Annotated in this window: 20 protein-coding genes, 3 pseudogenes and 1 other annotated feature; of the genes and pseudogenes, 14 read left to right on the forward strand and 9 right to left on the reverse strand. The window is 41.7% G+C overall.

Going from position 1 to position 25,662, the window contains the following annotated elements; all coding sequences use genetic code 11:
• Positions 1–3 precede the first annotated feature (3 nt).
• Together NSQ84_RS16880 and pdxA (NSQ84_RS16885) are read left to right on the forward strand one after the other, a co-directional pair.
• Positions 4–1,296 carry a four-carbon acid sugar kinase family protein gene (locus NSQ84_RS16880; protein ID WP_311066614.1) on the forward strand — a complete coding sequence of 431 codons (1,293 nt, stop codon included), beginning with the start codon at positions 4–6 and terminating at the stop codon, positions 1,294–1,296.
• On the forward strand, positions 1,293–2,288 hold the full coding sequence (pdxA, locus tag NSQ84_RS16885) for a 4-hydroxythreonine-4-phosphate dehydrogenase PdxA (RefSeq protein ID WP_327873714.1): 996 nt from the start codon (positions 1,293–1,295) through the stop codon (positions 2,286–2,288). The genes NSQ84_RS16880 and pdxA (NSQ84_RS16885) overlap by 4 nt, the downstream gene beginning before the upstream one ends.
• A 465-nt stretch (positions 2,289–2,753) precedes the next feature.
• On the opposite strand, the gene NSQ84_RS16890 is transcribed toward pdxA (NSQ84_RS16885), so the two are convergent.
• The 3 genes from NSQ84_RS16890 to NSQ84_RS16900 form a co-directional block, all read right to left on the reverse strand.
• Positions 2,754–4,097 carry an MFS transporter gene (locus tag NSQ84_RS16890; protein WP_063388908.1) on the reverse strand — a complete coding sequence of 448 codons (1,344 nt, stop codon included), beginning with the start codon at positions 4,095–4,097 and terminating at the stop codon, positions 2,754–2,756.
• A gap of 1,017 nt (positions 4,098–5,114) precedes the next feature.
• Positions 5,115–5,354 (reverse strand): hypothetical protein, encoded by a 240-nt coding sequence (locus tag NSQ84_RS16895; RefSeq protein ID WP_327873715.1) that lies wholly within the window; start codon positions 5,352–5,354, stop codon positions 5,115–5,117.
• Between the two features lie 432 nt (positions 5,355–5,786).
• Positions 5,787–6,728: an Rpn family recombination-promoting nuclease/putative transposase gene (locus NSQ84_RS16900; protein WP_327873716.1), complete on the reverse strand. Its 942-nt coding sequence runs from the start codon at positions 6,726–6,728 to the stop codon at positions 5,787–5,789.
• A gap of 702 nt (positions 6,729–7,430) precedes the next feature.
• Positions 7,431–7,726 (forward strand) — a binding site (T-box leader).
• A gap of 56 nt (positions 7,727–7,782) precedes the next feature.
• On the opposite strand from NSQ84_RS16900, the gene NSQ84_RS16905 reads away from it, so the two are divergent.
• Genes NSQ84_RS16905 through NSQ84_RS16920 form a run of 4 tightly spaced genes read left to right on the forward strand, consistent with a single transcriptional unit; the run spans position 7,783 to position 11,817 of the window.
• Positions 7,783–8,652 (forward strand): S-adenosyl-l-methionine hydroxide adenosyltransferase family protein, encoded by an 870-nt coding sequence (locus NSQ84_RS16905; RefSeq protein WP_063388964.1) that lies wholly within the window; start codon positions 7,783–7,785, stop codon positions 8,650–8,652.
• A gap of 30 nt (positions 8,653–8,682) precedes the next feature.
• Positions 8,683–9,237 carry an ECF-type riboflavin transporter substrate-binding protein gene (locus NSQ84_RS16910; RefSeq protein ID WP_327873717.1) on the forward strand — a complete coding sequence of 185 codons (555 nt, stop codon included), beginning with the start codon at positions 8,683–8,685 and terminating at the stop codon, positions 9,235–9,237.
• 50 nt (positions 9,238–9,287) lie between these two features.
• On the forward strand, positions 9,288–11,018 hold the full coding sequence (locus tag NSQ84_RS16915) for an ABC transporter ATP-binding protein (RefSeq protein ID WP_327873718.1): 1,731 nt from the start codon (positions 9,288–9,290) through the stop codon (positions 11,016–11,018).
• Entirely contained in the window at positions 10,990–11,817 is an 828-nt protein-coding gene (locus NSQ84_RS16920) for an energy-coupling factor transporter transmembrane component T (protein WP_327873719.1), read from the forward strand. Before NSQ84_RS16915 ends, NSQ84_RS16920 begins: the two co-directional genes overlap by 29 nt.
• Before the next feature lie 492 nt (positions 11,818–12,309).
• Here NSQ84_RS16920 and NSQ84_RS16925 read toward each other — a convergent pair whose 3' ends face one another.
• Together NSQ84_RS16925 and NSQ84_RS16930 are read right to left on the reverse strand one after the other, a co-directional pair.
• Positions 12,310–12,855 (reverse strand): transposase, encoded by a 546-nt coding sequence (locus tag NSQ84_RS16925; RefSeq protein WP_327873721.1) that lies wholly within the window; start codon positions 12,853–12,855, stop codon positions 12,310–12,312.
• Positions 12,856–12,882: 27 nt separating this feature from the next.
• Positions 12,883–14,362 (reverse strand): annotated as a pseudogene (locus NSQ84_RS16930) (YifB family Mg chelatase-like AAA ATPase); the annotation flags it as partial.
• Positions 14,363–14,718: 356 nt separating this feature from the next.
• Here NSQ84_RS16930 and ehuB point away from each other — a divergent pair.
• The 4 genes from ehuB (at position 14,719) to ehuA (ending at position 17,997) form a co-directional block, all read left to right on the forward strand.
• Positions 14,719–15,594 carry an ectoine/hydroxyectoine ABC transporter substrate-binding protein EhuB gene (gene ehuB, locus NSQ84_RS16935; RefSeq protein ID WP_327873300.1) on the forward strand — a complete coding sequence of 292 codons (876 nt, stop codon included), beginning with the start codon at positions 14,719–14,721 and terminating at the stop codon, positions 15,592–15,594.
• A 167-nt stretch (positions 15,595–15,761) separates the two neighbouring features.
• The gene (gene ehuC / locus NSQ84_RS16940) at positions 15,762–16,418 is read left to right on the forward strand and encodes an ectoine/hydroxyectoine ABC transporter permease subunit EhuC (RefSeq protein WP_327862712.1); all 657 of its coding nucleotides are present in this window, start codon (positions 15,762–15,764) and stop codon (positions 16,416–16,418) included.
• A complete protein-coding gene (gene ehuD / locus NSQ84_RS16945) occupies positions 16,415–17,086 on the forward strand; it encodes an ectoine/hydroxyectoine ABC transporter permease subunit EhuD (protein WP_327862713.1) in 672 nt (223 codons plus the stop codon). Before ehuC ends, ehuD begins: the two co-directional genes overlap by 4 nt.
• Positions 17,087–17,169: 83 nt before the next feature.
• Positions 17,170–17,997, forward strand: coding sequence for an ectoine/hydroxyectoine ABC transporter ATP-binding protein EhuA (ehuA, locus tag NSQ84_RS16950; protein ID WP_327862714.1), 828 nt, complete (start codon positions 17,170–17,172; stop codon positions 17,995–17,997).
• A gap of 406 nt (positions 17,998–18,403) precedes the next feature.
• Here ehuA and NSQ84_RS16955 read toward each other — a convergent pair.
• Positions 18,404–19,489: pseudogene (locus NSQ84_RS16955) on the reverse strand (ATP-binding protein); the annotation flags it as partial.
• A 343-nt stretch (positions 19,490–19,832) separates the two neighbouring features.
• On the opposite strand from NSQ84_RS16955, the gene NSQ84_RS16960 reads away from it, so the two are divergent.
• From NSQ84_RS16960 to NSQ84_RS16975, 4 genes are all read left to right on the forward strand, one after another.
• Positions 19,833–20,600: a DeoR/GlpR family DNA-binding transcription regulator gene (locus tag NSQ84_RS16960; RefSeq protein ID WP_327873691.1), complete on the forward strand. Its 768-nt coding sequence runs from the start codon at positions 19,833–19,835 to the stop codon at positions 20,598–20,600.
• A 151-nt stretch (positions 20,601–20,751) separates the two neighbouring features.
• Entirely contained in the window at positions 20,752–22,074 is a 1,323-nt protein-coding gene (locus NSQ84_RS16965; RefSeq protein ID WP_327873690.1) for a four-carbon acid sugar kinase family protein, read from the forward strand.
• Positions 22,058–23,074 (forward strand): 4-hydroxythreonine-4-phosphate dehydrogenase PdxA, encoded by a 1,017-nt coding sequence (gene pdxA / locus NSQ84_RS16970; protein WP_339212137.1) that lies wholly within the window; start codon positions 22,058–22,060, stop codon positions 23,072–23,074. Before NSQ84_RS16965 ends, pdxA (NSQ84_RS16970) begins: the two co-directional genes overlap by 17 nt.
• Positions 23,075–23,124: 50 nt before the next feature.
• Positions 23,125–24,495, forward strand: coding sequence for a gluconate:H+ symporter (locus tag NSQ84_RS16975; RefSeq protein WP_015375993.1), 1,371 nt, complete (start codon positions 23,125–23,127; stop codon positions 24,493–24,495).
• A 54-nt stretch (positions 24,496–24,549) separates the two neighbouring features.
• Here NSQ84_RS16975 and NSQ84_RS16980 read toward each other — a convergent pair.
• From NSQ84_RS16980 to NSQ84_RS16990, 3 genes and pseudogenes are all read right to left on the reverse strand, one after another.
• Positions 24,550–24,778 (reverse strand): annotated as a pseudogene (locus NSQ84_RS16980) (UDP-glucose 4-epimerase GalE); the annotation flags it as partial.
• Between the two features lie 69 nt (positions 24,779–24,847).
• Positions 24,848–25,171 (reverse strand): HIRAN domain-containing protein, encoded by a 324-nt coding sequence (locus tag NSQ84_RS16985; RefSeq protein WP_327873688.1) that lies wholly within the window; start codon positions 25,169–25,171, stop codon positions 24,848–24,850.
• Positions 25,172–25,229: 58 nt separating this feature from the next.
• The gene (locus NSQ84_RS16990) at positions 25,230–25,595 is read right to left on the reverse strand and encodes a hypothetical protein (protein WP_327873687.1); all 366 of its coding nucleotides are present in this window, start codon (positions 25,593–25,595) and stop codon (positions 25,230–25,232) included.
• Positions 25,596–25,662: the final 67 nt, after the last annotated feature.

Here is a 25,662-nt window from a genome sequence, read left to right on the forward strand (position 1 = left end):
ACCATGAAGATCGCAATCATCGCAGATGATTTAACAGGAGCCAACGACAGCGGCGTTCAGCTTGCTCATTACGGTTTAAAAACATCCGTACTATTTCAACTGCATTCGAGCCAACTAGACGAAAACGATGCGGTTGTCATTGATACTGATAGCCGCTCTTTATCTAAGAAAGAAGCCTATGAGAAAGTAAAGGTCGTATCGGAAAAACTAAAAGATTGTTTCCCGATTATCTACAAAAAAATCGATTCCACCCTTAGAGGAAATATCGGAGCGGAAATCGATGCTGTTTACGATGCAATAAAGCCGACATTTATGATTATTGCGCCAGGTTATCCCAAAAACGGAAGAACCACTTATAAAGGATATCATTTTTTACACGATACATTGCTACATGAGACAGAAATATCAAGAGACCCTAAATGTCCAGTTAAAGAGTCGTATATTCCCAGTTTAATTGCCAAACAGACAAAGCGTCCTATAGGATTAATTGACTATCAAACACTTCGTCTCGGATTTGATAAAGTAAAAGAGAGACTAAACGATTATCGTGCGAATCATATTCCTTACATTGTCTTTGACTCTTTAACTGAAGAAGATTTGTGTTGTATCGCACAATACGTTTGCCACATTAACGAAAAAGTCGTATGGGTCGGGTCGGCAGGTCTGGCTAATTACCTTCCCGAGGTTTATCAGCTTCAAAAAGCAAAAAGAACGATCAAGATTGATCAAAATCGACAGCCCATCCTGCTAGTAGTTGGTAGCGTCAGCCAAGTATCCCGCAAACAGTTAGATCTTGCCCTTTCTTTAACGAATGTCAAAGGTGTACAGCTTGATTCCATAAGATTGGTTAGTGATGACCAAATTCGCTGCGATGAAATGAAAAAAGCCATTCACCAGGCAGAGGATTGGGTCAAACAGGGTTATCATGTCGCACTATATTCTTCTGCTTCACCCAATGAAATAAAACAGGTACAGGAAATAGGAAAATCGAAAGGATTAAGCACAATAGAAATAAGCAATTTCATTGTTCAAAAATTAGGCGAAGTTGCCTCCACATTGATCAACAAGGGCTATTTTAGAGGGATGATATTAACAGGCGGGGATACTGCAAAACATGTATGCGAGAAAATCGGAGCTTCGGGTTTTGAATTGCTGGATGAAGTGGAAACAGGAGTGCCAATAGCGAAATTAATTCATGACTCAGGAATGCATGTAGTGACAAAGGCGGGAGCCTTTGGTTCGGAAAATACATTTATTCAAGCAATTCACCAATTACAAGGAGTAGATGTCAAATGAAACCTATCATCGGAATAACGATGGGAGATGCTGCCGGTATTGGACCGGAGATTATCGTAAAAGCCCTACAAAACCGATCCATTTATGAGCAATGCAATCCTTTAGTGATAGGAGATGCAAAAATATTAGAACGGGCAGCTAGAATTACCAATTCCAAACTGACCATTCACCCTATTTCATCTGTAAAGGAAGCAACTTACCAATACAGTACAATTGATTGCATTGATTTAAATTTGCTTCCTGCCAATTTGTCTTTTGGACAAGTATCAGCAGCTGCAGGAGATGCCGCATTCCAATTTTTAAAACGTGCCATCGAATTAGCTAAAAACGGATATATACAGGCCATTTGTACAGCTCCTTTAAATAAAGAAGCCCTGCACAAAGGCGGACATCTATACCCGGGACATACAGAAATTTTGGCCGATTTAACGGGCACTCAAGATTATGCGATGATGTTATCCTCTCCAAAACTTAAAGTCATTCATATTACTACCCATGTCGGGTTAATTAAAGCGATAGAAATGATTAATCCCGATCGGACCTACAAAGTCATTAAACTGGCTCATGAAACGTTGACAAGAGCTGGAAAAGAAAACCCAAGCATCGCCGTGTGCGGCATCAACCCTCACGCTGGAGAAAACGGACTGTTTGGCAATGGAGAGGAAGAGGAAAAACTCATTCCCGGCATCCGAAAAGCACAAGTGGAAGGAATCAATGCAACCGGACCATATCCGGCAGATACATTATTTTACCGTGCGGTGCGCGGAGATTTTGATATTGTTGTCGCTTGCTACCATGACCAAGGGCACGCCCCTATTAAAGTGCTGGGGCTGGAAGCCGGAGTAAACATCACCGTCGGCCTCAAAGGCGGTATCATCCGCACATCTGTCGACCATGGAACAGCCTTTGATATCGCAGGAAAAAATCTGGCGGACGAACGCAGCATGCTCGAAGCCATTCACGCCGCTGTCGAACTGGCTCCGAAAGTTTAAACACCAACCTTTTTGCTTTATTTATCTGTTTTTGGCAATTAAAAAATGTATGAATGACAAAATACGAATATTCCATTCCCTGTATAAAATTTTAGGTCTATATCGCTTGACACGGAGCTTCTGCGGACATGTTTCCTAGCGAAAGGAGCGAGCGCCAATCCTTGCTTCGCAAGGCATCAAGCCTAACATGTCCGCCACTCCATGTAAAATTTCTATTCGGATCATTTATGCTAAATAAGCAGTATGCTCAGATATGGTTGTTCATCTACTTGACCTTAATTTTTTGTCCGGTTAAGTCAATTCATTTTAGAACCAATTTTTAAAATAAGTTCTTCATAAATTTTTAGCGATGAGGCAACAAGAAAGACGAACAAGAGCGCCCAGATGGCGGCTGGTAGTTATTTGTGCTTCCATGATTTCAATGACGGAATAGCTTTCGCCAATGACACCCCCATAAAACCTCCGTCAGCTTTTCGGCGCGGCAGGCGCCTGTGGCTTTACCTTCAGCAAAAAGAAAATGCCAAGGAGCACCATCAGCAAAAGCGATCCCATCGCCAACCGATTGGCAATGTTTCCATATGAATGAAAAAGGAGGGTAATGCTTCCATAAATCGCTGGACCAATGATGGCTGACACTTTTCCAGAAAAAGCGAACAGTCCGAAAAATTGCCCTTGCTTATCTGGCGGGGAAAGTTCGACTATATATGTTCTCGAAGTGACCCACATCGCTCCTAAACTGACGCCGAACAAACTCCCAGCAATCCAAAAAGATAGCTTGGAAAAAGCAAGCACCCCTATCGCCAGTGCGATGCACATCACGATGCCGACATACAAAACCGCTTTTTTGGCTCCCTTGCTTCTCGTAATATAGCCAAAAAGAAAGGAACCGATAATACTTGAAACTGTGGAGACTAAATATAAAAGGATGAACTCCCCTGCCGTAAACCCGGCAATGACTTTGGCATAAACGGACATGATGGCGATCGTCGTCGCCACCGCATCATTCAAAAAGAAATAAGCAATCATGAAAGTAAAAATGTTTTGATACTTTTTCATTTCTTTCAATGTTGCATAAATATCCCGATAGCCTGCAAAAAATCCGGCCTTTCGCTTTAAGGCATCGGCTTTTTCGGCTTCTTCTTTGACAAAGAAAAACAGCGGGAAAGAAAAGAGGAGAAACAAAAGAGCGCTTGGAATAAAAGCCCGATAGTAATCCATTTCTCCAACAAATGGATACACAGCTAGCCCGACAAGCGTTCCGACATATCCGACAGCAACGCCAAAACCGGAGATAAGCGGAATTTCCTGTTTATTCCCCAAACTGGAAATCATGGAATCGTAAAAAACAAGGCTCGAATGGTAAAAAAACTTTGCTGCGACAAATAAAAGCACGATTATGACAAAAGACGCCGGCAATCCAAACATGGCATTCCCAAGATTCGAATATCCGGCAACACCCATAAGCAAAGTTGCCGTAACCGAAAGAGTCGTAAAAATCCCAAGCCATTTCTTTCTTCTCCCGGTCCGATCAATCCATGTGCCATATAAAGGAGAAAATATCACTAAAAAGAAAGAAGCTAACGCATTTGCATACGAAATAAATGTACTGGCGATTTGGTTCAAGCTCTCGCTTTTTCCCACCGTTTCCGAAACATAAAGCGGGAAAAAAATCGTATTCACATTCGAGGAAAAAATCGTATTCGCAAAATCATACAACGCCCACGATAAAATCGGCAACGAAACATACAGTTTCCAGCCCGGCTTTTCATACGCATGCGAGGCAATCTTCTCCACTGCACCCTCCCCCATTCTGTCGGTGATAAAACGGCCGCAAACCGTTTATTCCATATATAGATTACTTTGTATATTTAATGATTTTGTTTCATGGATGTAAATTTTTCGAAAGAATACCTCTTGCTTCCGAAAACAATAGGTTTCATTTTTGTCAGAATATAATTAATATTTTAACAAATAAATGTGCATTTGTGTATGATCATCGTTTTCCGGAGTCAGTCAAGACTTTGTTGTAGCTTTTTTGGTTCGCTGAAAACAGGTGTAAGTCATAGGTTAGCGAACCATTTTTTGAATTTCCTGCGTAAGTGCTTTTGGACTCTCATCCCTTGTCATGACAGACGGATATGTATACTTTTTTTACCATCCCTTGAGCTCAGACAGGGCATCGAGTGGTGACAGGCACCTGACCCAAGCAAAAAAATAAAAATGGTTCTGTTCGTCAATATCTACAAATATGTCGTACATTTCGTGTAGACAATAAAGTTCGGCAACAAACGCTTTGTAATCTAGGGATATTAGAACATTTATTAGAGAATGGCTCTGTCGATCAATAAATCGAGGGATTAGCCAAATTTTCAGAGCGTTACTTTGACCGAATTCACGGGCAAGGCTCTTCCTCTTCTGTCTCCGTGCTTTGGACAAAAGAGTTTGGGCCGGTTTATCTGTTCCGAAAGGTATGGGAAAGGTTAGGGCTTGGTCGGCTATTACGTAAAATCATGCCGTAAAAACAACTTATTAGACACCCCCGTGTTGTGGGTATAGTCCAAAACACCAGTATTTTCGGGCTTTTCTTTAGTGTACTCTGTCAAACTTTTAGATATAGTAATAAAGCTTGTAGACTGTCTAAGCAGAGACTTTGTCAACAAGCGAAAGTACTAGCTGATGTTTTGTATTTTCAAGAACTGACTAAGATAATGATCCTAAATTCAAGGTCTTCCTCCTGTAATCCATTCAATTAAATATCCTATAAACATTAAAATACAAAATATTATAAACATGATAAATTTATAAATCATTTAATTCCCCACTCTATTATTTTTTACAAGGTGCTATACTAAAGTAAGCTGCTACTGCTAAGGCAGCTCTTTTTTCGTCAGATTTCATAAATGGAAGAGCGGCAGTTATCCCAGCTACTAAAGCTTTATCACAGCCACAATCGAAATATCCTTTTACTTTATAACAAAGATCATGTGTCATACATAAAGAATCTAATTTATTTTTTGGTACACCGCCACCATGTCCAGGTCCGTACCAGTTTCCCCAAACTGGCATACTTCTTAATATTTGAGATACAGATTGTGACTCTTTTTTATTTTCAATTTGATTAATTAAATATATACGTTTTACCTACGGCCGAGTAGAAACAAAATCCATTCCCGAGGGAATTCGGCGATTTGCCCAATCGCTAGAGTCCATGATACCAACATGCTGAATGACCAGCATGGTTTCTATTGAATAATACCCGTAGCTCAAAAATTAGGGGATATAAAATAGCTCTTGCATGGAAAAGTCCTTTAAAAGGAAAGTGCGATCTTCAGTTTCATGCAAGAGCACTTTCATTTTTTTCGCCTACCGAGTGCTACATTTATTTTTCGATGGCGCAGCAAAGCCTTATTAGGCGGCAGGTTTTCTAACGTTTCCACTACTTCTTCGGATGAATAAGCCTAAACCACTGTCAAACGGCTTCGACAAATGACAGGCAATCTATTTCAACCACTTTCGCACTTCCTCTTCCGCAAGTCCAGTGAGATCGGCAATATCTTTCGCTGCCATTCCTTTCGCCGACATATGTCGGATCATGTTCTTCCGTTCTTCCTCCCGACCTTGCTTTAGCCCTTGTTTCAACCCTTGTTTCAATCCTTTTTCCAACCCTTCCTCCATCCCAGCACGCCGCTCGCCAAGAAGATTGGACAATTGATCCCGCAGCCATTTCAGCCGCATTTCATACGCGTAGCGATTTTCGGAACTGACGCTTAGCTTCTCCCACTCTTCCAATGCTTCGCGAATTTCTTGCTCGTTCATCGCCAACACCTCCAGTTCCTTGAGAATCGTCTCATCAATCTCTTGTTTCCGGGCATCCACCGCTGACAGCATCATCAACCAGGGCCACTCCGTAGATCGCTTCACATCACGTCTATATTTCTTCCATTTTACCATAAATTGTGATAAATCAATGGCGTGAAATTCAAGATGCGCGCTCCAAAGAAACTGTTCTTTATCTTCGCGGATATGAAAGATGGTGTGAAACCGATCGGTTTCATGCGGAAAGAGCGGGTAGTTGAGAATTGCAATCATAATCGTGGGAGGAAGTTCGCTGTACCCTTGGCCTTTGAAGAGCGACTGGGAAAAGAGCCTCGCCCAGTAATACAAAATCCGCTCCGGCATATCGTGCTGGTCAATGATTTGAATTTCCACGTTAATCCGCTCGCCTCGGTCGGTCCACACGAGCACATCAAGTCGGTTCATTTTCCCTTCTTCGAACTCTTTTGCCAGCTCTGTGTTTTCAAACTGCACATCGATGATACGATCATGGCCTGTCCGATGCAAAACCGCATTCAAAAAAGCGATTGTAAGCTGCTTTCGGCTCGGATGGCCGAACAATTGTTTAAACATAAAGTCCAGTTTTAAATCGAGGTATTCCTTCATAACGGGAATCATCCTTTCGAGGAGAATTTGGAGGGGAGTTGAGGTTTATCTAAAGAAAAGCCGAAGTTATTTACAGATTTTTCAGATAAAAGAAAGTGCATCGCCTTACAAAACGTACTTCTTGACAAATCTCAACCAGCAGACGTTCTAATGAAAACTTTGTCACCATATACATTCAGAACGTATGTTCTGATAATGTTATTGTAATACACCTTATCTTATCTTTCAATCACCAATGATTCGACAAATTTTGAACAGAGCCAAAAACTATACCAAGTTCCTCCTTGCTTGGAAATTGATCCCAGTTGTCTTCCAAAAAACAGGAACATGAGTAATCCTTCCCATTTTTCTTAGGTTACCATTTTAATTAGCAAAGTGCCGGTGTGTTTAATCCTGCCGTGGTGACCGTCGGGAAAGGAGATAACCGTCAGTATACCGAAGCATATCTGCGTTTTCAAGCCCACTACGGGTGAAGTACAGCCGTGCAAAAGGTTGTTCACTATCCGAACCAAGTTTGTTCTACATACGCACAAACATATTTCATTCGACCTAAATCTTTTCCACATCAGACCTTCCACATCAAGCCTAATATCCAGCACTCCGCACCAAATCCCCACCACATTCCATACTTTTCGTATTCCAACGCTTGACATGTTCGCGGCGGTGATTATAATTAATTAAAAAATTGTTAATAATTTTCTTACAATAACTATGAAGAGGAAAAGTAAGGTTCAGTTATTTTTCACAGAGAGCTTCGGTAGCTGAGAAGAAGCAAAAATACGAACCCGAACAATGGCCTCTGAGTTGCGTGCTGAAAGTATTATTTTCGTGTTTTATCCCAATAAAGTATGAAGGTACAAGTAGGTTCCGCCGAGTTTGGTACTCGTTACAAATACCACAGTATGAAGGGATTAAGCCCGTAGTACTGGCAGAGGCTGTTTTGTGCGAGCAAACAGTGAAGTAAGGTGGTACCACGTGAGCAAAACCACGTCCTTATCTATATAGATAAAGACGTGGTTTTTTTTATAAAACAACAATGTATGGGGGAAAATTTATGAATCGTTTTTTAGTTATTCAAACTGATTTTGGATTAAGCGATGGAGCTGTCAGTGCAATGTATGGAGTCGCTTTGAATGTTAATCCCAGCCTGAGGATTTTTGATTTGACCCACGATATTCCCCAATATAATATTTGGGAAGCGTCTTATAGGCTGTACCAAACGATATCGTATTGGCCAAAGGAGACGGTATTTATTTCTGTTGTTGATCCGGGTGTCGGTTCAGAACGGAGAAGCATTGTTGTGAAGACAAAATCAAACCAATATATTGTGACACCCGACAATGGAACGATCACACATATTAAGAAGTATATTGGGATCGAAGAAGCAAGGCTGATCGATGAAAAGGTAAACCGACTGCCAAATTCCGGCCATTCTTATACCTTCCATGGACGTGATGTTTACGCTTATACTGGCGCACGGCTTGCATCCGAAGTGATTACGTTTGAACAGGTGGGGCCGGAAATTCCAATCGATTCGCTAATTGAACTGCCGGTTTTAGAAGCCTATATTCAAAATGGTGCGATCAAAGGGAATATTGATATACTTGATGTCCGATTTGGAAACTTATGGACCAATATTGATCGCAGCTTGTTTCAAAAGTTAGACGTAGATTACGGAGATTCTTTTGAAGTAACGATTGAAAATGAAACAAGACAAGTCTATAAAAATATTATGACGTTTGGCAGATCATTTGCGGATAGTCATTTGGGCGAGCCTTTGCTTTACGTCAATTCGCTCGACAAAATCGGTGTGGCAATCAATCAAGGATCATTTGCGAAGGCCTACCATATTGAAGCAGGTGCCAAATGGAAAATCACTATCTGCAAAGTACCGAAATTCGTATATAATGAAAATTCAGTATAATCATAAAAATGAAAAAAGGAGAGGAAGTTCATGAAAGAAAACAATCTATCGATCAAAACAATCGTAGCAATCGGAATTGGAGCAGCTGTCTTTGTTATTCTGGGAAGATTTGCGTCCATTCCAACAGGGATACCAAATTCCAATATTGAAACAACTTATGCATTTTTAGCACTTATGTCAATTATTTTTGGGCCTGTCGCAGGCGGTTTCATCGGACTTATCGGTCATGCGTTAAAAGACTTAATATTTTATGGATCTATTTGGTGGAGTTGGGTTGTTGTCAGCTTGCTTGTCGGATTTTTAATTGGTCTGGCTTCCAAAAGCATCGATATCGAATCTGGTGAATTCGGCACTAAAAAAATTATTACATTTAATATTGTTCAGGTGATTGTTCAAGCAATCGGCTGGTTCCTTGTCGCACCTTCTCTTGATATACTGGTTTATGCTGAGCCAGCAAATAAAGTCTTCCTGCAAGGATTAGTTGTTGGAATTTCCAATATGGTAACAGTTGCCGTCATTGGAACACTTCTTCTTTTACTCTATGCAAAAACACGCAGTCAAAAAGGAAGTCTTGATAAAGAATAAAAGCACATTGTGAGTTTTGACAACATATTTACTTACAGGAGCTTTTACGAATGAGAAAACGAGTGATTGAATTTCATAATTTTAGCTTTAAGTATCATAGCCAAAAAAATCCAACATTAAAAAATATTCATTTCAACATTTACGAAGGAGAAAAAGTTTTAATCGTTGGTCCTTCAGGATCTGGGAAGAGCACCATTGGCCACTGCATCAATGGTCTAATCCCCTTCTCTTATAAAGGAGAAATGACCGGAAGTTTAAAAGTAATGGGTCAGGAAACAAAGGAGTTAAATATTTTTGCTTTATCAAAAATGGTTGGTACTGTTTTACAGGATCCTGATGGCCAGTTTATAGGATTAACTGTTGGTGAAGACATAGCTTTTGTACTGGAGAATGATTGCACTCCGCAAAAGGAAATGTTCGAGATCGTAAAAGATGCTTCCAAAATGGTCGAAATGGATGATTATTTGCCTGCCTCTGTCCATCATTTGTCAGGCGGGCAAAAGCAGAGGGTTTCCCTCGCTGGTGTAATGGTTGACAAAGTGGATATCCTGTTGTTTGATGAACCGCTCGCAAACCTTGACCCCGCTACTGGAAAGTATGCAATGGCTTTAATCGACAAAATCCAAAAAGAAACGAATACAACCGTTGTCATTATTGAACACCGTTTAGAAGATGTTTTATATCGCCATGTCGATCGCATTATTGTGGTCAATGACGGCTCAATAGTAGCTGATATGAGCCCTGTCCAGCTTTTAACAACTAACATTTTAGAAGAGACAAATATCCGGGAGCCGTTATATATTAAAGCGGTTAAATATGCCGGTTGCGAACTAACTGAAGATATGCATCCTGCTGATTTCAATCAGTTTAAAGCGGATTTATGCCGAAAAAACTTGTTGGAATGGTTTGAAGATTCAAATCCAAAAACGCCAAGTAAAGAAGGAAAAACAATTTTAGAGCTGAAAAATATTTCGTTTAGCTATTCACCAGGTCACGAAACGATAAAGGATGTTTCTTTTTCAATTAACAAAGGGGAAATGGTGAGCATTGTTGGAAAAAATGGAGCAGGGAAATCTACAATTACAAAATTAATTTGTGGATTTGAAAAGCCTTCCTCAGGGAGCATATTGTTTAACGGCAAGGATATAACAAACGAAACGATTAAAGAACGCTCGTTAAAAATCGGCATGGTCATGCAAAATCCAAATCATATGATTTCAAAGCATATGATTTTTGACGAAGTAGCCTTAGGCTTAAAGGTTCGCGGCCTAGCGGAAGCTGAAATAAAAGAACGCGTCGACAATACATTAAAAATTTGCGGGCTGTACCCATTTCGGAATTGGCCGATTTCAGCATTAAGCTTCGGTCAAAAAAAGCGGGTTACGATTGCTTCCATTTTAGTGTTAGAACCAGAAATCATTATTTTGGACGAGCCAACTGCCGGACAAGATTTTCGCCATTATACTGATATTATGGAGTTTCTTGTTCAATTAAATCGGCAAGGCGTCACGATTATGATGATTACTCATGATATGCATTTAATGCTGGAGTATACAGAAAGAGCGATTGTATTTGCAGAAGGCAGGAAAATTGCCGATGACTCAGCTGTCAATGTCCTTTCTGATATTGACATCATTGAACAGGCAAATTTAAAGGAAACGTCTCTTTATAACCTGGCATTAAAAACAGGAATACCAGAACCGAGGAAGTTTGTGGAACGTTTCATAGAATATGATCGGGAGGTAAGGCAGGTTGGCAGCCGAGATGCTATCTTATATTGACCGAAAATCTCCTGTTCATCAATTGACAGGTGTAACAAAGCTAATATGCTTTATCTTATGGTCGACAGCAGCTATGCTGACATACGACACTCGTATTCTACTATTTTTATTTTTAATTAGTATTCTCATTTTTATTATTTCAAAAATTAAACTTGAAGAGATATTGTTTGTTCTTGTATTTATTTTAGTATTTCTTTTCATAAACAATGTTGCCATTTATGTCTTTTCACCGCAAGAAGGAGTAAAAATTTACGGCTCCAACCATGTGTTATTTGAAATATCAGGAAGGTATAACGTCACATTGGAACAACTTTTTTACCAATTGAATATTACGTTAAAATATTTCACAGTGATCCCAGCGGCTTTGCTTTTTATTGTGACGACTCATCCGAGCGAATTCGCCGCTTCCCTCAATCGCATCGGTGTGAGTTATCGAATTTCGTATGCTGTTTCTTTGGCATTAAGATATATACCGGACGTACAGCGGGATTTTCGGAATATAGCACGCGCCCAACAAGCCAGAGGCCTTGACATGTCCCGCAAAGAAAAACTTCCTAAACGGATCAAAAATGCCGCCTCCATCCTTGCACCGCTTATCTTATCAAGCCTAAACAAAATTAACACCATCAGCAACGCAATGGAACTGCGCGGCTTTGGCAAAAACAAAAAACGCACATGGTATAGTGCAAGACCTTTTCAAAAAAGTGACTACTTTGCAATCGCTCTATTTACTATTCTGTTCATTGTCACCTTAATCATCACATTCCATGATGGAAGCCGGTTTTATAATCCGTTTTAAAAATACTCCTACTGATCGCATCCAGTAACGCTGTTTGTTGCTGGATGCGTTTTTTTGTGAAAACATTTAAATTAGCCCTATTTTAGGGGTGGGCAGGTTGCTTCCTTGGGCCTCTAAGCTGGCAAGCCTTTTTTTATGCAATCAAGTTCTGCATTTTTTTGTTGCAGAACTCTGTATTTTTATTTTGCAATAAACACTCATGCACATCACCTAAACAGAACTGCCCACATTTGTTACGCCAATCACTCCTAGTTCATCTTCCCATATTCATCCTTTTTCCTCCATAAACTTTTTACGAAAATATACCTGTGACGTATGGACTGCTCCATAACCGACCGCCAGCACGCCCTATTAACCAATTAATAGACCGAATATTAAGTTAACAGCACCCATAAAAACAAACCGCCCCATCAAGGGCGTCTCGACCATTTGGACCCTTTCCACTGATGCCATTTCCACGCGCTTTCGATGGCTGACAAGTGACAGGCAGCCTCACCCCCTCACAAATTCAGCATATTTTTTCTTCCGCTCTGTTTTTGTGCCTGAAAAGTAATCTAATAATGCATCCATATTCATAAATTTCGGAGGCAGCGATTTGGGATGCATATACAAATAAAAACTACTCCATCGGTAAAGTTCCGGCGCATGCACCATATGAGCTTCTACAGGATTGAGATGAATATATCGACTCACTTCCAACATTCCGCTGTCATTGTCAATCAATTTACCATAATAACGCTTTTCAAATACATGTCCCATCAAACGATAGCGAGTATTATAATAATTCGCATACCGTTTGTTCATGAGCGCCATGACTTTCGAAATCGGCTCCTGTTTTGAGCGCAGCTGCAGGTGAAAGTGATTCGTCATAAGGCAATATGCGGCTATTTCAAAAGGGATTTTTTCGTAAAGCTGGTGGAGGATATGGAGAAAAGCGAGAAAATCATTTGTTTCCTTGAATAGGGGATCACGCCGATTGCCGCGGCAAACGATATGATAAAACCGACGGGGCACCCAGATCCGCTTTTGCCGTCCCATTCTTTTTACCTCGCTGTTGCTTGTTGCTTTTGTATATGTTTTCAGCCACCTTAGCGTCATCGCTTCCCAAAGCGATTCATCCGCTATCTCTTCGGTTCCCTTTAAATCGGAAATGGTCCTTGCCAGCCGAATGATTTTCGCTTGTACACGATTGCTCCATTGATGCTGGGATGCCCATTGCTGCAACAGAAGTTGCTGCCTTTTGGCAAGCGGGCTTTTTTCCATTAATAACTCAAAAGGAACACGCCCATTCGTTATTTCTTTTCCGTAACGTTCATATTGCTTTCTTCTTGCTTCTTCTACTCTTTTCCTTATGGTTTCCGAAGATTCCGAAACCCTCGTTTCTTTGGTGAAATCAATGACTTCCAATGGTAATAAAACATCCATCCGGTCATAAATCGGCCCGGAAACACGATTTCGATACGCTTGAATTTGTTTCGGACTACATGTGCAATAGCGCGTTCTTGAGCCATCGCCCCAAGCAAAATAAAGTCCGCAGGATATGTCACCGTCGACGAAATACGGCTAATCGTCACTTTCCCCGTCTCTAACGGCTGGCGAAGCATATCCAGTGTCTTTTTTGCAAATTCCGCCATTTCATCGAGAAACAAAACACCGCGATGTGCCAGCGACACTTCGCCAGGCTTTGGGTGCGTTCCCCCGCCAATTAAAGAAACCGATGAAGCAGAATAATGCGGATGACGAAAAGGTGGATAGCCGCTCTCGATTTTTTCTCCTGCCAGCTGGTACAAATTGATCACCTCTAACTGCGCATCATGAGAAAGACCCGGCAAAATCGACGGAAACGTTTCCGCTAACAAACTTTTCCCGCACCCAGGCGGTCCAACCATTAACACGTTATGTCCGCCTGCCGCTGCGATCTCCATGCACGCTTTGCTTGATGATGGCCAATAATCGATTGAAAATCCCGATGATGCTTTCGCAGGGAGTCTATAATTTCAGGAGTGTGAAAAGCTGAGGATAACGAAAGAACACGTTGTCCATGCAGATATTGCACCGTTTCTTCCAACGTCTGAACAAAGATACAATCGAGATCTTTTCAAATGATGAAGCGGAAGTGTGGGATCATACGGAAGGTATATTTTTTGAAAACCGAGCTTCTTTGCTGCCAATATCGCTGGAAGCATGCCACCCACCGGCTGAATCGTTCATCCAACGATAACGAACCTAAAAATGCTGCATCGGAGGAAGCCGGCGCTGTCAGCTTGCCTATTGCCTTCAAAATCCCAATCGCCATCGCCAAATCAAACATCGGGCTATGCTTTTTCCGCTCCGGCGGAGACAAATGAACAACGAGTCTTTTATCAAAAACGTCGCATCCGAAAGCATAAAGCGAAGCAAGAACACGTTCCTTTGCCTCTTTCACCGATGCATCCGGCAACCCAACAATCACCATCGCCGCAATCCCCGGCACTTCCTGCACCTCCACCTGCACTCGATACCCTTCTAACCCCCTTAACCCAATGCTTAAAATCTTCACCGTCACTCATCCATCCCTCCCAATCACAGAACATTAGTTCTTACCCATTATTGTAATACCCTCCCTTTTATCTTTCAATTACCAATATTTCGACAAATTTCGGGCGGTGACAGGCACCGACCCCGGATTTTGGGGGATATGGGAGCATCCTTTAATAATTTTGAGTTATTCCATTTTAATACTATCTCACGCTGGGTGAGCCCAAATAATCCCATCATATCCTCGATTATGCGATTTGTGTCAATCGTTTACTTCCCATAGACTTATTGTATACCACCTTTTTTCCAGTGTACTATTTCTACTTTTCCCTTCTTATTTCCAGTTTCTAAAAAATTCAAAAGTAAAAACAGGGGGTTTGATTATTGAAAAAATTATTAACTGGTCTGCTTATAGGTTTGTTGTTGCTAAGTGTTTCCGCTTGTTCATCAACATCTTCAGGGTCTGAAGAAAAAATGTCTACACTAGAACGAGCTCAAAAAGAAGGAAAAATAGTTGTGGGATTTTCCGGTGAGGTTCCTTATGCTTATGAGGATGAAAATGGGAATTTGACCGGTCAATCTGTAGAAGTGGCCCGTGCTGTTTTTAATGAACTTGGCATTGAGGAAATGGAAGGAAAGTTAACGAAGTTTAGCTCACTTATTCCAGGATTAAAATCGGGCAATTTTGATGTGATTACGGCTGGAATGTACATTACACCAGAACGGTGTGAACAAGTCGATTTTGGGGAACCTGAATATAGCATTGGTGAAGCTTTGGCAGTGCAAAAAGGAAATCCTCTAAATCTGCAAAGCTATGAAGATATTGCAAAAAACCCAGATGTAAAGGTGGCTATTATGAATGGCGCCATTGAAATTGATTATTTAAAAGCTGCTGGCGTTAAAGAAAGTCAAATGGAATTTGTTCAGGACATCCCTTCCAATATTGCCGCTTTAGAATCAGGGCGTGTTGATGCGATTACGATGACTGGACCGACACTAGAGGCGGCTCTTTCCACAGCTAATGCCAAGAATATCGAACGTGTTACTGACTTTATTCAACCGACGGTCAATGGAGAATCCATTCGTGGATATGGAGCAGCGGCTTTTAAACCAGAGGATGATGATTTAAGAATAGCCTATAATGAAGTATTGCAAAAATTAAAAGATTCTGGTCAACTTCTTGAAATTATTAGTGAATTTGGTTTTACAGAGGCGGATTTGCCAGGAGATATGACAACGGAGCAGCTATGTGAAAAGTAGAATGATTTAAATAAAAACAGGCGCTCTTCCATGGGCGTCTGTTTTCATAAAGCAAGGTAGACAGCCATGCCATTTCTGCAAATGGTGCAGCAATTGAGCAAGGAGGCTATTCTAGAAACGGTGACTTCGCTCTAAAAATAAAATTCCAAAGGAAGTGATGAAAAAATATGTACGTATATGCAGAGATTATCCCTAAAATAGCACCGGGGCTTATAGTAACGATCGAAATTTTACTCGCTGCCTCGTTCCTCGCATTGATTGTCGCTTTTATCGCTGGTTTAGGACGGATTTCAAAGTTTACGATCATTAGAAAATTGATAGCTATCTATGTTGAACTTTTCAGAGGTACCTCTTTGTTAGTGCAACTGTTTTGGATTTTCTTTGCCCTCCCTGCCTTTGGATTACAACTTTCTCCATTTTTTGCAGGTGTTGTTGCGCTAGGACTAAATTACGGTGCCTATGCCTCTGAAGTTGTCCGCAGCACGATTTTGGCCATTCCCCATGGACAAACGGAAGCGGCGATTGCTTTGAATATGACGCGCTGGCAACGGATGAGACTTGTGATCCTCCCGCAAGCATTGCGAATGATGCTCCCTGGTTTTGGAAATATTTCGATTGAGCTTTTAAAAGGCACTTCGCTTGTTTCTCTCATAACTCTGACAGACCTGACCTATAAAGGCTTAATGATCCAAAATACGAATATTAGCTATACGTTTCCCGTCTTTATCGTCTTGCTCATCCTTTATTTTATAATTGCTCTGCCACTGATCATTGCAGTAAGAAAATTGGAGAAATACGCTTCGAAAGGAGTGGCTCAAGCATGACATGGGACTGGAATTTTGCGATTCAGATATTTCCTGAGATTGCAAGTGCGATTTGGGTGGTGATCGGGATCACATTTGGTGCTTATATTTTTTCATTAATCTTTGGCCTTGTTCTTACATTTTTAAGAAGATCAAGCTTTAAACCGTTATCAATGCTTACTTATGGCTTCATTGAATTTATAAGAAGCACCCCGCCTTTAGTCCAACTGTTTTTTGTGTTTTTTGCCTTGCCTTCGCTTGGAATTTCCTTCGATAAATATACAGCAGGAATTCTCACGCTGGGAATCCATTATAGTACGTACTTGTCTGAAGTGTATCGTTCCGGCATTGAATCCGTACCAAAAGGACAATGGGAGGCTGCGAAAGCAATGAACTTTACGAAAACGCAAACGTGGATCAATATTATTCTTCCACAAGCGATCCCTCCTGTGATCCCGATGCTCGGAAACTATCTGCTTGTTTTATTTAAAGAAACACCAATTTTAATGGCTATTGGCGTCGGTGAATTTTTGCAAAAAGCCCAGTTAATAGGAGCGGAACACTTTAAATATCTTGAGCCGATCACGATTGTTGGCATTTTATTCTTGCTGTTAAGTTACCCATCGGCCATTTTCATAAACAAACTTGAACAGCGGTCGAAACTTACTTTTGGCGAAAGAAAACACTGATTGAAAATGTATGTATACGTAAGATAACAGGTTGGAACTAAACTTTGTTTTGATAAAAGAAATCATTGAAAGGATGATGATACATGGGAGCTTTGGAAAAAGATCTGATCATGATAAGAAATTCCAAGCGACAACCGGCTGAAACATTAGTAAGCTATGAAAATGTAACGAAAAAATTTGGCGAAACGGAAGTATTAAAAGGAATAAATTTAGAGATTAAACGTGGTGAAAAAGTGGCGCTGATCGGTCCGAGCGGGTCGGGAAAAACGACGATTATTAGAATGTTGATGACCCTTGAAAAACCGACGTCCGGGATTATAACAATAGGTGGAGAACCGCTATGGCATAAAAAAACTGCGAGCGGCAAACTTGTCCAGGCTGATGAGAAACATTTGCGGAAAATGCGCAGCGATATCGGCATGGTTTTCCAACATTTTAACTTGTTTCCGCATATGACGATTTTACGTAATGTAACAGAAGCGCCGATTCATGTGCTGGGACTTTCAAAAGAGGAAGCCCATGCGAGGGCGGTAGACATGCTGACAAAAGTCGGTCTAGGCGATAAATTAGATGCTTACCCTTCACAGCTTTCCGGCGGACAAAAGCAGCGGGTGGCAATTGCCCGTGCTGTCGTCATGCACCCCAAAGTTATGCTGTTTGATGAACCAACTTCGGCTCTTGACCCTGAGTTGGTCGGCGAAGTTCTTCAAGTCATCAAAGACTTGGCTAAAAAAACCGACATGGCGATGATTCTTGTAACCCATGAAATGGATTTTGCCCGTGATGTGGCAGACCGCGTTGTATTTTTGCATGATGGCCAAATTGAAGAACAAGGAACACCACAAGAACTATTTGAAAATCCGAAAAGTGAAAGACTGCAGGCATTTTTAAAGCGTTTTTTAAAAAGGTAAACATCATTTTACAAAAGTCTAGCCCAAAGGTTACTAAAATGGAGAATTGGGGCTAGGCTACTTTTTTATAGTTTTCTATTTTGGTGGAGATCATTTTTTCCCTTGTCCTTGAATTATATATAGAGCGATCCAGATTTAGTTTTCTGCAAAAGATTCTAAAACATAGAGAGGATCTTTTAGGGGGGAGTGAAAACGGTAGAACGAAGTATTTGAAAAAATGCGATAAAAACATAAAAGACCAAAACATTGAAAATGCTGATGTCGAAGTTACAAATAGGTCGCCGCTGACGAAAATTGGAAAAGGTCGGCAAGGGGCTGTGTTCCCATTTACAGATGACATTTGTGTAAAGTTCTTTGGGAAAGAAGAGGATTGTGACCGAGAATATTACGCTTTATCACTTGGCCATGTGCAATAGCGCGTTCTTGAGCCTAAATATCCACACGGACACGGATTCATCGCCCAAAGCAAAATAAAGTCCGCGGGATATGTCACCGTCGACGAAATACGGCTAATCGTCACTTTCCCCGTCTCTAACGGCTGGCGAAGCATATCCAGTGTCTTTTTTGCAAATTCCGCCATTTCATCGAGAAACAAAACACCGCGATGTGCCAGCGACACTTCGCCAGGCTTTGGGTGCGTTCCCCTGCCAATTAAAGAAACCGATGAAGCGGAATGATGCGGATGACGAAAAGGTGGATAGCCGCTCTCGATTTTTTCTCCTGCCAGCTGGTACAAATTGATCACCTCTAACTGCTCATCATGAGAAAGACCCGGCAAAATCGACGGAAACGTTTCCGCTAACAAACTTTTCCCGCACCCAGGCGGTCCAACCTTTAACACGTTATGTCCGCCTGCCGCTGCGATCTCCAATGCACGCTTTGCTTGATGATGGCCAATAATCGATTGAAAATCCCGATGATGCTTTCGCAGGGAGTCTATAATTTCAGGAGAACGCAAAGCTGGGGGTAACGAAAGAACACGTTGTCCTTGCAGATATTGCACCGTTTCTTCCAACGTCTGAACAAAGATACAATCGAGATCTTTCAAATGATGAAGCGGAAGTGTGGGATCATACGGAAGGTATATTTTTTGAAAACCGAGCTTCTTTGCTGCCAATATCGCTGGAAGCATGCCATCCACCGGCTGAATCGTTCCATCCAACGATAACGAACCTAAAAACGCTGCATCGTAGGAAACCGGCGCTGTCAGCTTGCCTATTGCCTTCAAAATCCCAATCGCCATCGCCAAATCAAACATCGGGCTATGCTTTTTCCGCTCCGGCGGAGACAAATGAACAACAAGCCTTTTATCAAAAACGTCGCATCCGAAAGCATAAAGCGAAGCAAGAACACGTTCCTTTGCCTCTTTCACCGATGCATCCGGCAACCCAACAATCACCATCGCCGCAATCCCAGGCACCTCCTGCACCTCCACCTGCACCCGATACCCTTCTAACCCCCTTAACCCAATGCTTAAAATCTTCACCGTCAATCATCCATCCCTCCCAACCACAGAACATTAGTTCTTATCCATAATTGTAATACCCCTCCGTTTATCTTTCAATTACCAATATTTCGACAAATTTCGGGCGGTGACAGGCACCGCCCCCAATCGCCCCCAATTATTGGAATTAATTATTGGAATTAATTATTGGAATTTATTAGAATTGGAATAATTATTGGAATAACCCCCATTATGAATAACCCCCATTATTAGAATTATAAAAATATTTTTACTTCCATGTTGACAAAAATGAACAAAATCGAATAAAATTATGTTACAAGTTAACAAATAATCGTTAAAATCGAACAACTAGTTCAAAGGGTGAATACACATGTTACCAAAAGAACGACGCCGATGGATTGAAAAACAATTGATCACCCAAGGTAAAGTGGATATCGAAGAACTGTCGCAACAATTAAACGTGTCAGCAATGACGATCAGAAGAGATTTGGCTCTTCTTGAAAGAGAGGGCAAGATCGTCCGAACACATGGGGGTGCGATTCATCCGAAATCGCTAATTCAAGAAACACCGTACTCAACGAAAAAAGAAAAAAATATCGAGCAGAAAAAAGCCATTGCCCGTAAAGCAGTCGAACTGATTCCAGAAGGAGCTAATGTCATTTTAGATTCAGGAACGACCACTATTGAAGTCGCTAGGTTGATTAAAGACAGGGAAGATTTAACTGTTATTACTAATGACATTAAGATTGCAGCCGAATTAATGGAAAGTAAATTAAAGGTGATCGTGACGGGAGGGGAATTGCAAAACCAAGTTGGTACTTTGTATGGCTGCCCTACCCAAGAGTTACTGAAAAACATCCATGCAGATATTTTCTTTTTAGGGATCCATGCTGTCGATATTGCATCAGGAGTAACATCGCCCACTTTTGAAAAATCGCTAATCAAAAAACTAATGATGCAAGCGGCCGAATCTACTTGGTTGCTGGCCGATTCCAGCAAGTTTAACCAAAAGGCTTTTTCTCTTGTTTGCCAACTTTCAGAGTTGGAAGGGATTATTACAGACACGGGATTAAGCCAAGAAGACCAGTGTAAATATAGTGAACATGTAAACGTGATTGTTGTGCGCCCTATTGAATGAGAATGAGTATAGGCAGTCCCAACTTCAACTAAAAATCAACGTCATATGAAAAACCCCTTACTGTCCTGCTTGGTGATAAACAAAAATAAGGGGGTGATCCATCGGCAACGATATAAACGATTTTGATAGACAGGGAGGGGGAACAATACTTATGAGAATAGGAGTAATTGCAGATGATCTGACCGGCGCTAATGCAACAGGAGTCAGATTGGCCAAACAAGGATTCAAAACAGCTACCTTCGTCAGAAACGCACCTTTGACAAATATAGAAAACTACGATGCTATTTGTATTGATACCGATAGCCGATACGCTTCTAGGGAGATTGCGGAAAATCGCGTACGCCAGGCAATCAAAAATCTCAAACAATGGAATGTGAAGATATTTTGCAAGAGAATTGACAGCACCATCCGTGGCAATATTGGGATCGAAATTGATACCGTTTTAAATGAACTCGGCGAACATTCTATCGCCATCGTCGTCCCTTCTTTTCCCGACTCGGGAAGAATAACAACCGGGGGATATTTGCTCGTTGATGGTGTACCTGTCCAGGAAACCGACGTAGCCAAAGATCCTCTTATGCCCGTCAATCAGTCGTTTGTCCCAGACATCATTCGACAACAAAGCATCCATTCAGTCTCATTGATAGGGCTGGATGCCGTTCTTTCCGGCGTCGGGAGAATCACCAATAAATTACGGGAAGAAATCGAACAGGGAAACCGAATCATCGTGGTTGATGCAGTAAACGATGAACATATCGAAACAATTGCCCTTGCGATGACAAAGATTAAAGATAAAATCATTGTTCCCGTCGATCCAGGTCCCTTAACCGCTTACTATGCAAGATTATACTTACATCAAGAACTCAACACACAAAAAATATTAATCGTCATCGGAAGTGTGACCTTTTTAACCGGCCGACAACTTCATTATCTCTTAGCTAAAACAAACGCTAACCCGGTATACGTAAATCCAGAAAAATTAGCGAGTTTCACAAATAGCTGGAATGAAGAAGTTGAACGGGCCGTATCCATTGGCCTAAAAAGATTAGAAACAGAAAACATCTTAATTGTGACTACGTACCACCCCGCGAATAAACTGATCAACTTGAAAGCGTTATCTGAGATAGAGCAAGTATCTGAAGATGCTCTAGCTAAAAGAATAACAGACGGACTTGCCGTAATTAGCAGGAAAATTATTGAGAGTTCCAAATATCCTATTTCTGGATGCTTCACAAGCGGCGGCGATGTAACCGCATCCCTTTGCGCCGTAGGAAGAGCAAATGGCATTGAAATTGAAGACGAAGTTCTCCCATTGACATCATTCGGATACTTCTCGGGAGGATACTTGGACGGACTCCCTGTCGTCACAAAGGGAGGCATGGTTGGCGACCAACGGTCCATTTACAAAAGTCTACGGTTTTTACAAATGAAAATCAATCACCAAAGGAGTGGAAAACATGTCAGTACAAACTAAACCGATTATCGCAATCCCAATGGGAGATCCGGCAGGAATCGGACCAGAGATCACAGTTAAAGCCTTGAATAACCCGAAAATATATGAAGTTTGCTCACCCCTTGTTATTGGTCATAGTGAAGTATTGAAAATGGCTATGAATTTTACAAGTATCTCGCTGAACATCCGTAAAATTAAAGATCCTTCAGATGGAAAATACGAACATGGAACAATAGATGTTATCTCATTAAACAACGTAAACGTAGACACCCTTGAAATGGGGAAAGTTCAGGCACAATGCGGGAAGGCAGCTTACGAATATATTGAAACAGCTGTCCATCTAGCCCTTAACGGAAAAGTGTCAGCTTTAGCCACGACGCCGATCAATAAAGAATCGTTGAAAGCGGCAAACGTTCCTTTTATCGGACATACAGAAATATTAGCCGCATTGACCAATACCCATGATCCACTGACGATGTTTGAAGTAAGAAACATGAGAATTTTCTTTTTAACGAGACACCTGTCCCTAAAAGACGCCATCGCCGCAATGACAAAAGAGAGAGTTTGTGACTATTTAATTCGTTGTGATCAAGCATTGCAACGCCTAGGAGTGGAAAATCGCAAAATCGCCGTAGCAGCATTAAACCCACACGGCGGAGAAAACGGGCTGTTTGGAAGGGAAGAAATCGATGAGATTCTCCCAGGCATTCAAATGGCTCAAGAAAAAGGGATTAACGCCGTTGGGCCAATCCCTGCTGACTCTGTTTTTCATCACGCACTAAATGGGCTTTATGATGCTGTACTATCCCTTTACCATGATCAAGGTCATATTGCCGCGAAGATGGCGGATTTTGAAAGAACGATTTCGATTACAAACGGTCTTCCATTTTTGCGCACATCTGTCGACCACGGAACAGCCTTCGATATTGCCGGAAAGGGAATTGCAAGTAGCGTAAGTATGGAAGAAGCCATTACACTTGCAGCAAAATATGCGCCAAAATTTCAGCCTTCATGGGCATAACTCTTCTATGGTCTAGGCAACAAAAGGGGAATGAAAAGGGGGTATAAGCGTTGGAAGCATCGGGCGCCCAAATGATATTCGGGCTCGTATTAGGGGTAGCGATCCTCATTTTCCTAGTACTTAAGACGAAAATACACGCATTTTTGGCTCTGATCATAGCAGCTTCCATTACTGGACTGGTTGGGGGCATGTCTGCTCCCGACGTCATCAACGCGATCACCGCAGGATTCGGATCCACTTTAGGATCTATAGGAATCGTGATTGGATTCGGAGTGATGATGGGACGCATTTTAGAAGTATCCGGTGCTGCTGAAAAAATGGCATATACGCTTGTAAAATGGGTCGGAAAACGAAAAGAAGAATGGGCAATGGCGATCACAGGGTATATCGTTTCCATCCCTATCTTTGTGGACTCAGCCTTTGTGATTTTAACGCCGCTTGTGAAAGCCCTTTCTAAAAAAACCGGGAAATCCGTTCTCACCATTGGCGTGGCACTCGGAGCCGGGCTCGTCGCCACCCACCATGCGGTGCCACCAACACCCGGTCCATTGGGTGTTGCGGGAATTTTTGGAGTTGACGTCGGATTGATGATTGCGTGGGGATTAGTTTTTGCCATCCCCGTTACCGTTGTAGGCGTCCTATATGCCAAATGGCTTGGAAAGAAAATATATCAAATCCCTGATGAAACAGGCTTAGATTATGTACGACCGGTTAATCCGATCACGGTCCAGGAATTTCTTGAATCTAAGGAAAAGAAAGACTTACCTTCGCTAACACGATCGGTGCTTCCTATTTTCGTTCCGATTATATTAATCTTTGCGAATACAACCGTCACCGCCCTCAAATTAAAGGGAGGAATTTACGACTACATCACATTTCTTGGCTCGCCCATTATTGCAGTTGGAATCGGATTGATCTTCTCCATATACGGATTATATCACCATGTGAAGCGCTCTGAAGCGCTTGACCAAATGGAGGAAGGAATCAAAACGTCCGGAATCATCCTCCTCGTCACCGGTGCCGGTGGGGCGCTCGGGAACGTCCTAAGGGAGAGTGGAAGCGGGGATTATATTGCCCAACAAGTAGCGCAATTACATCTCCCAGCCATCTTAATCCCTTTCATCATCGCAACGATTGTGAGACTGATTCAAGGCAGCGGAACCGTGGCCATGATTACCGCCGCCTCCATCTCAGCACCTATTTTGCAACAATTAGATGTCAATATGGCATTGGCTGCACAGGCAGCCGCCTTAGGTGCAATGGTCTTCTCATATTTTAACGATAGCTTATTTTGGGTCATTAACCGCATGTTAGGAATTAAAGAAGTGAAAGAACAAATTTTGACATGGTCTATTCCAACCACACTGGCATGGGCAGCGTCTCTGGTTACGTTACTCATCGTCAATGCATTTTTCGGATAAATCAACAAAAATGAAACTTACAAGCCGCCCTTGTTACGGGGTGGCTTGTCCTCCTTACCCTTTCCGCTGATGCCATTCCCACACGCTTCCACTGATTGATTCCAACGAACATTCCGCTTTCCATCCAAGTTCTTCATCAATTTTTTGTGAATAAGGCGGCAAGGCGCGCCGGTTCGCCTGGGCGGCGATCGATGGATTCAAATGACTTTGCGTTCGGTGCTTTTTCACATGTTTCAATCACTTCTTTGACGGAATAGCCTAAGCCGTTGCCGAGGTTATCAATATCCATGGCAATGACCAAGCCATCCCCCCTAATGTTAAATCTTTGACAAACTTCGAAGCACGGCAGGTATTATCCCATAACAGGGGCTAATTCATCCAATGTTGCACCTTGGAAAGAAGGAATCTCGCACTCAAAGGCTACTTTCAACCACCAATGAGGTGTTGATTTTTCATTCATATACACAACACGAACAGAAGGGTTCACTCCATTTTCTAACAAGGAAAAGATGGCCTTACTATAAAAAGCCGGAACATATCCAAGCTTCTTCCCCCCATGAGTATAAATAGCAACAGCATGAGGGTCATAAGCGTTTGTTGGTTCTTGTACTAATTTCAACGTTTCGTTAATGGCCAGCCATGTTGCCCAATTTTGAGGAAGATTTTGATGGCGCATGCCATGAACAAAAAAGCTGACGCGCAGCTTGCCATCGTTTTCAAGACGCAGCGGCTGCTCAAAAAGAATAAGTGTCGCTGGCTAACCGCCCACGTGTTTGTTGAAGCAAGTCCATCTTAGTGGAATTCTCATCCAGACCTAAATCGGACAAAATGGCTTTAAAATCCGCACGATCTGGTGACGGCAATCGGCGTTCAAACGCCGGAAACAGCTCCTTTGATCGATATATTTTAGTTGGGTCTGGGAAAGCTGGATGCAACATATACCCGTTATTCAATGCATCTTTCAGTTTTCCGTGACCAGAGGCATTATAGGTGTAAGTGAACTCATAATAGCCATCATAATGAGAAAGAGTTCCTATATGATAAAAAGAACGGGTTTTGGGATTTTGCCAAACCACTAAAAGTGTATGAACTTTTTTCATGTTATTGATCACCCCTTCCAATCCACTCCAATATTTTCTTTCTTCGAAAAGGCACTATACTCAATAA

It is taken from the genome of Aeribacillus sp. FSL K6-3256, assembly GCF_037965805.1.
GTDB lineage: Bacteria > Bacillota > Bacilli > Bacillales > Aeribacillaceae > Aeribacillus > Aeribacillus composti.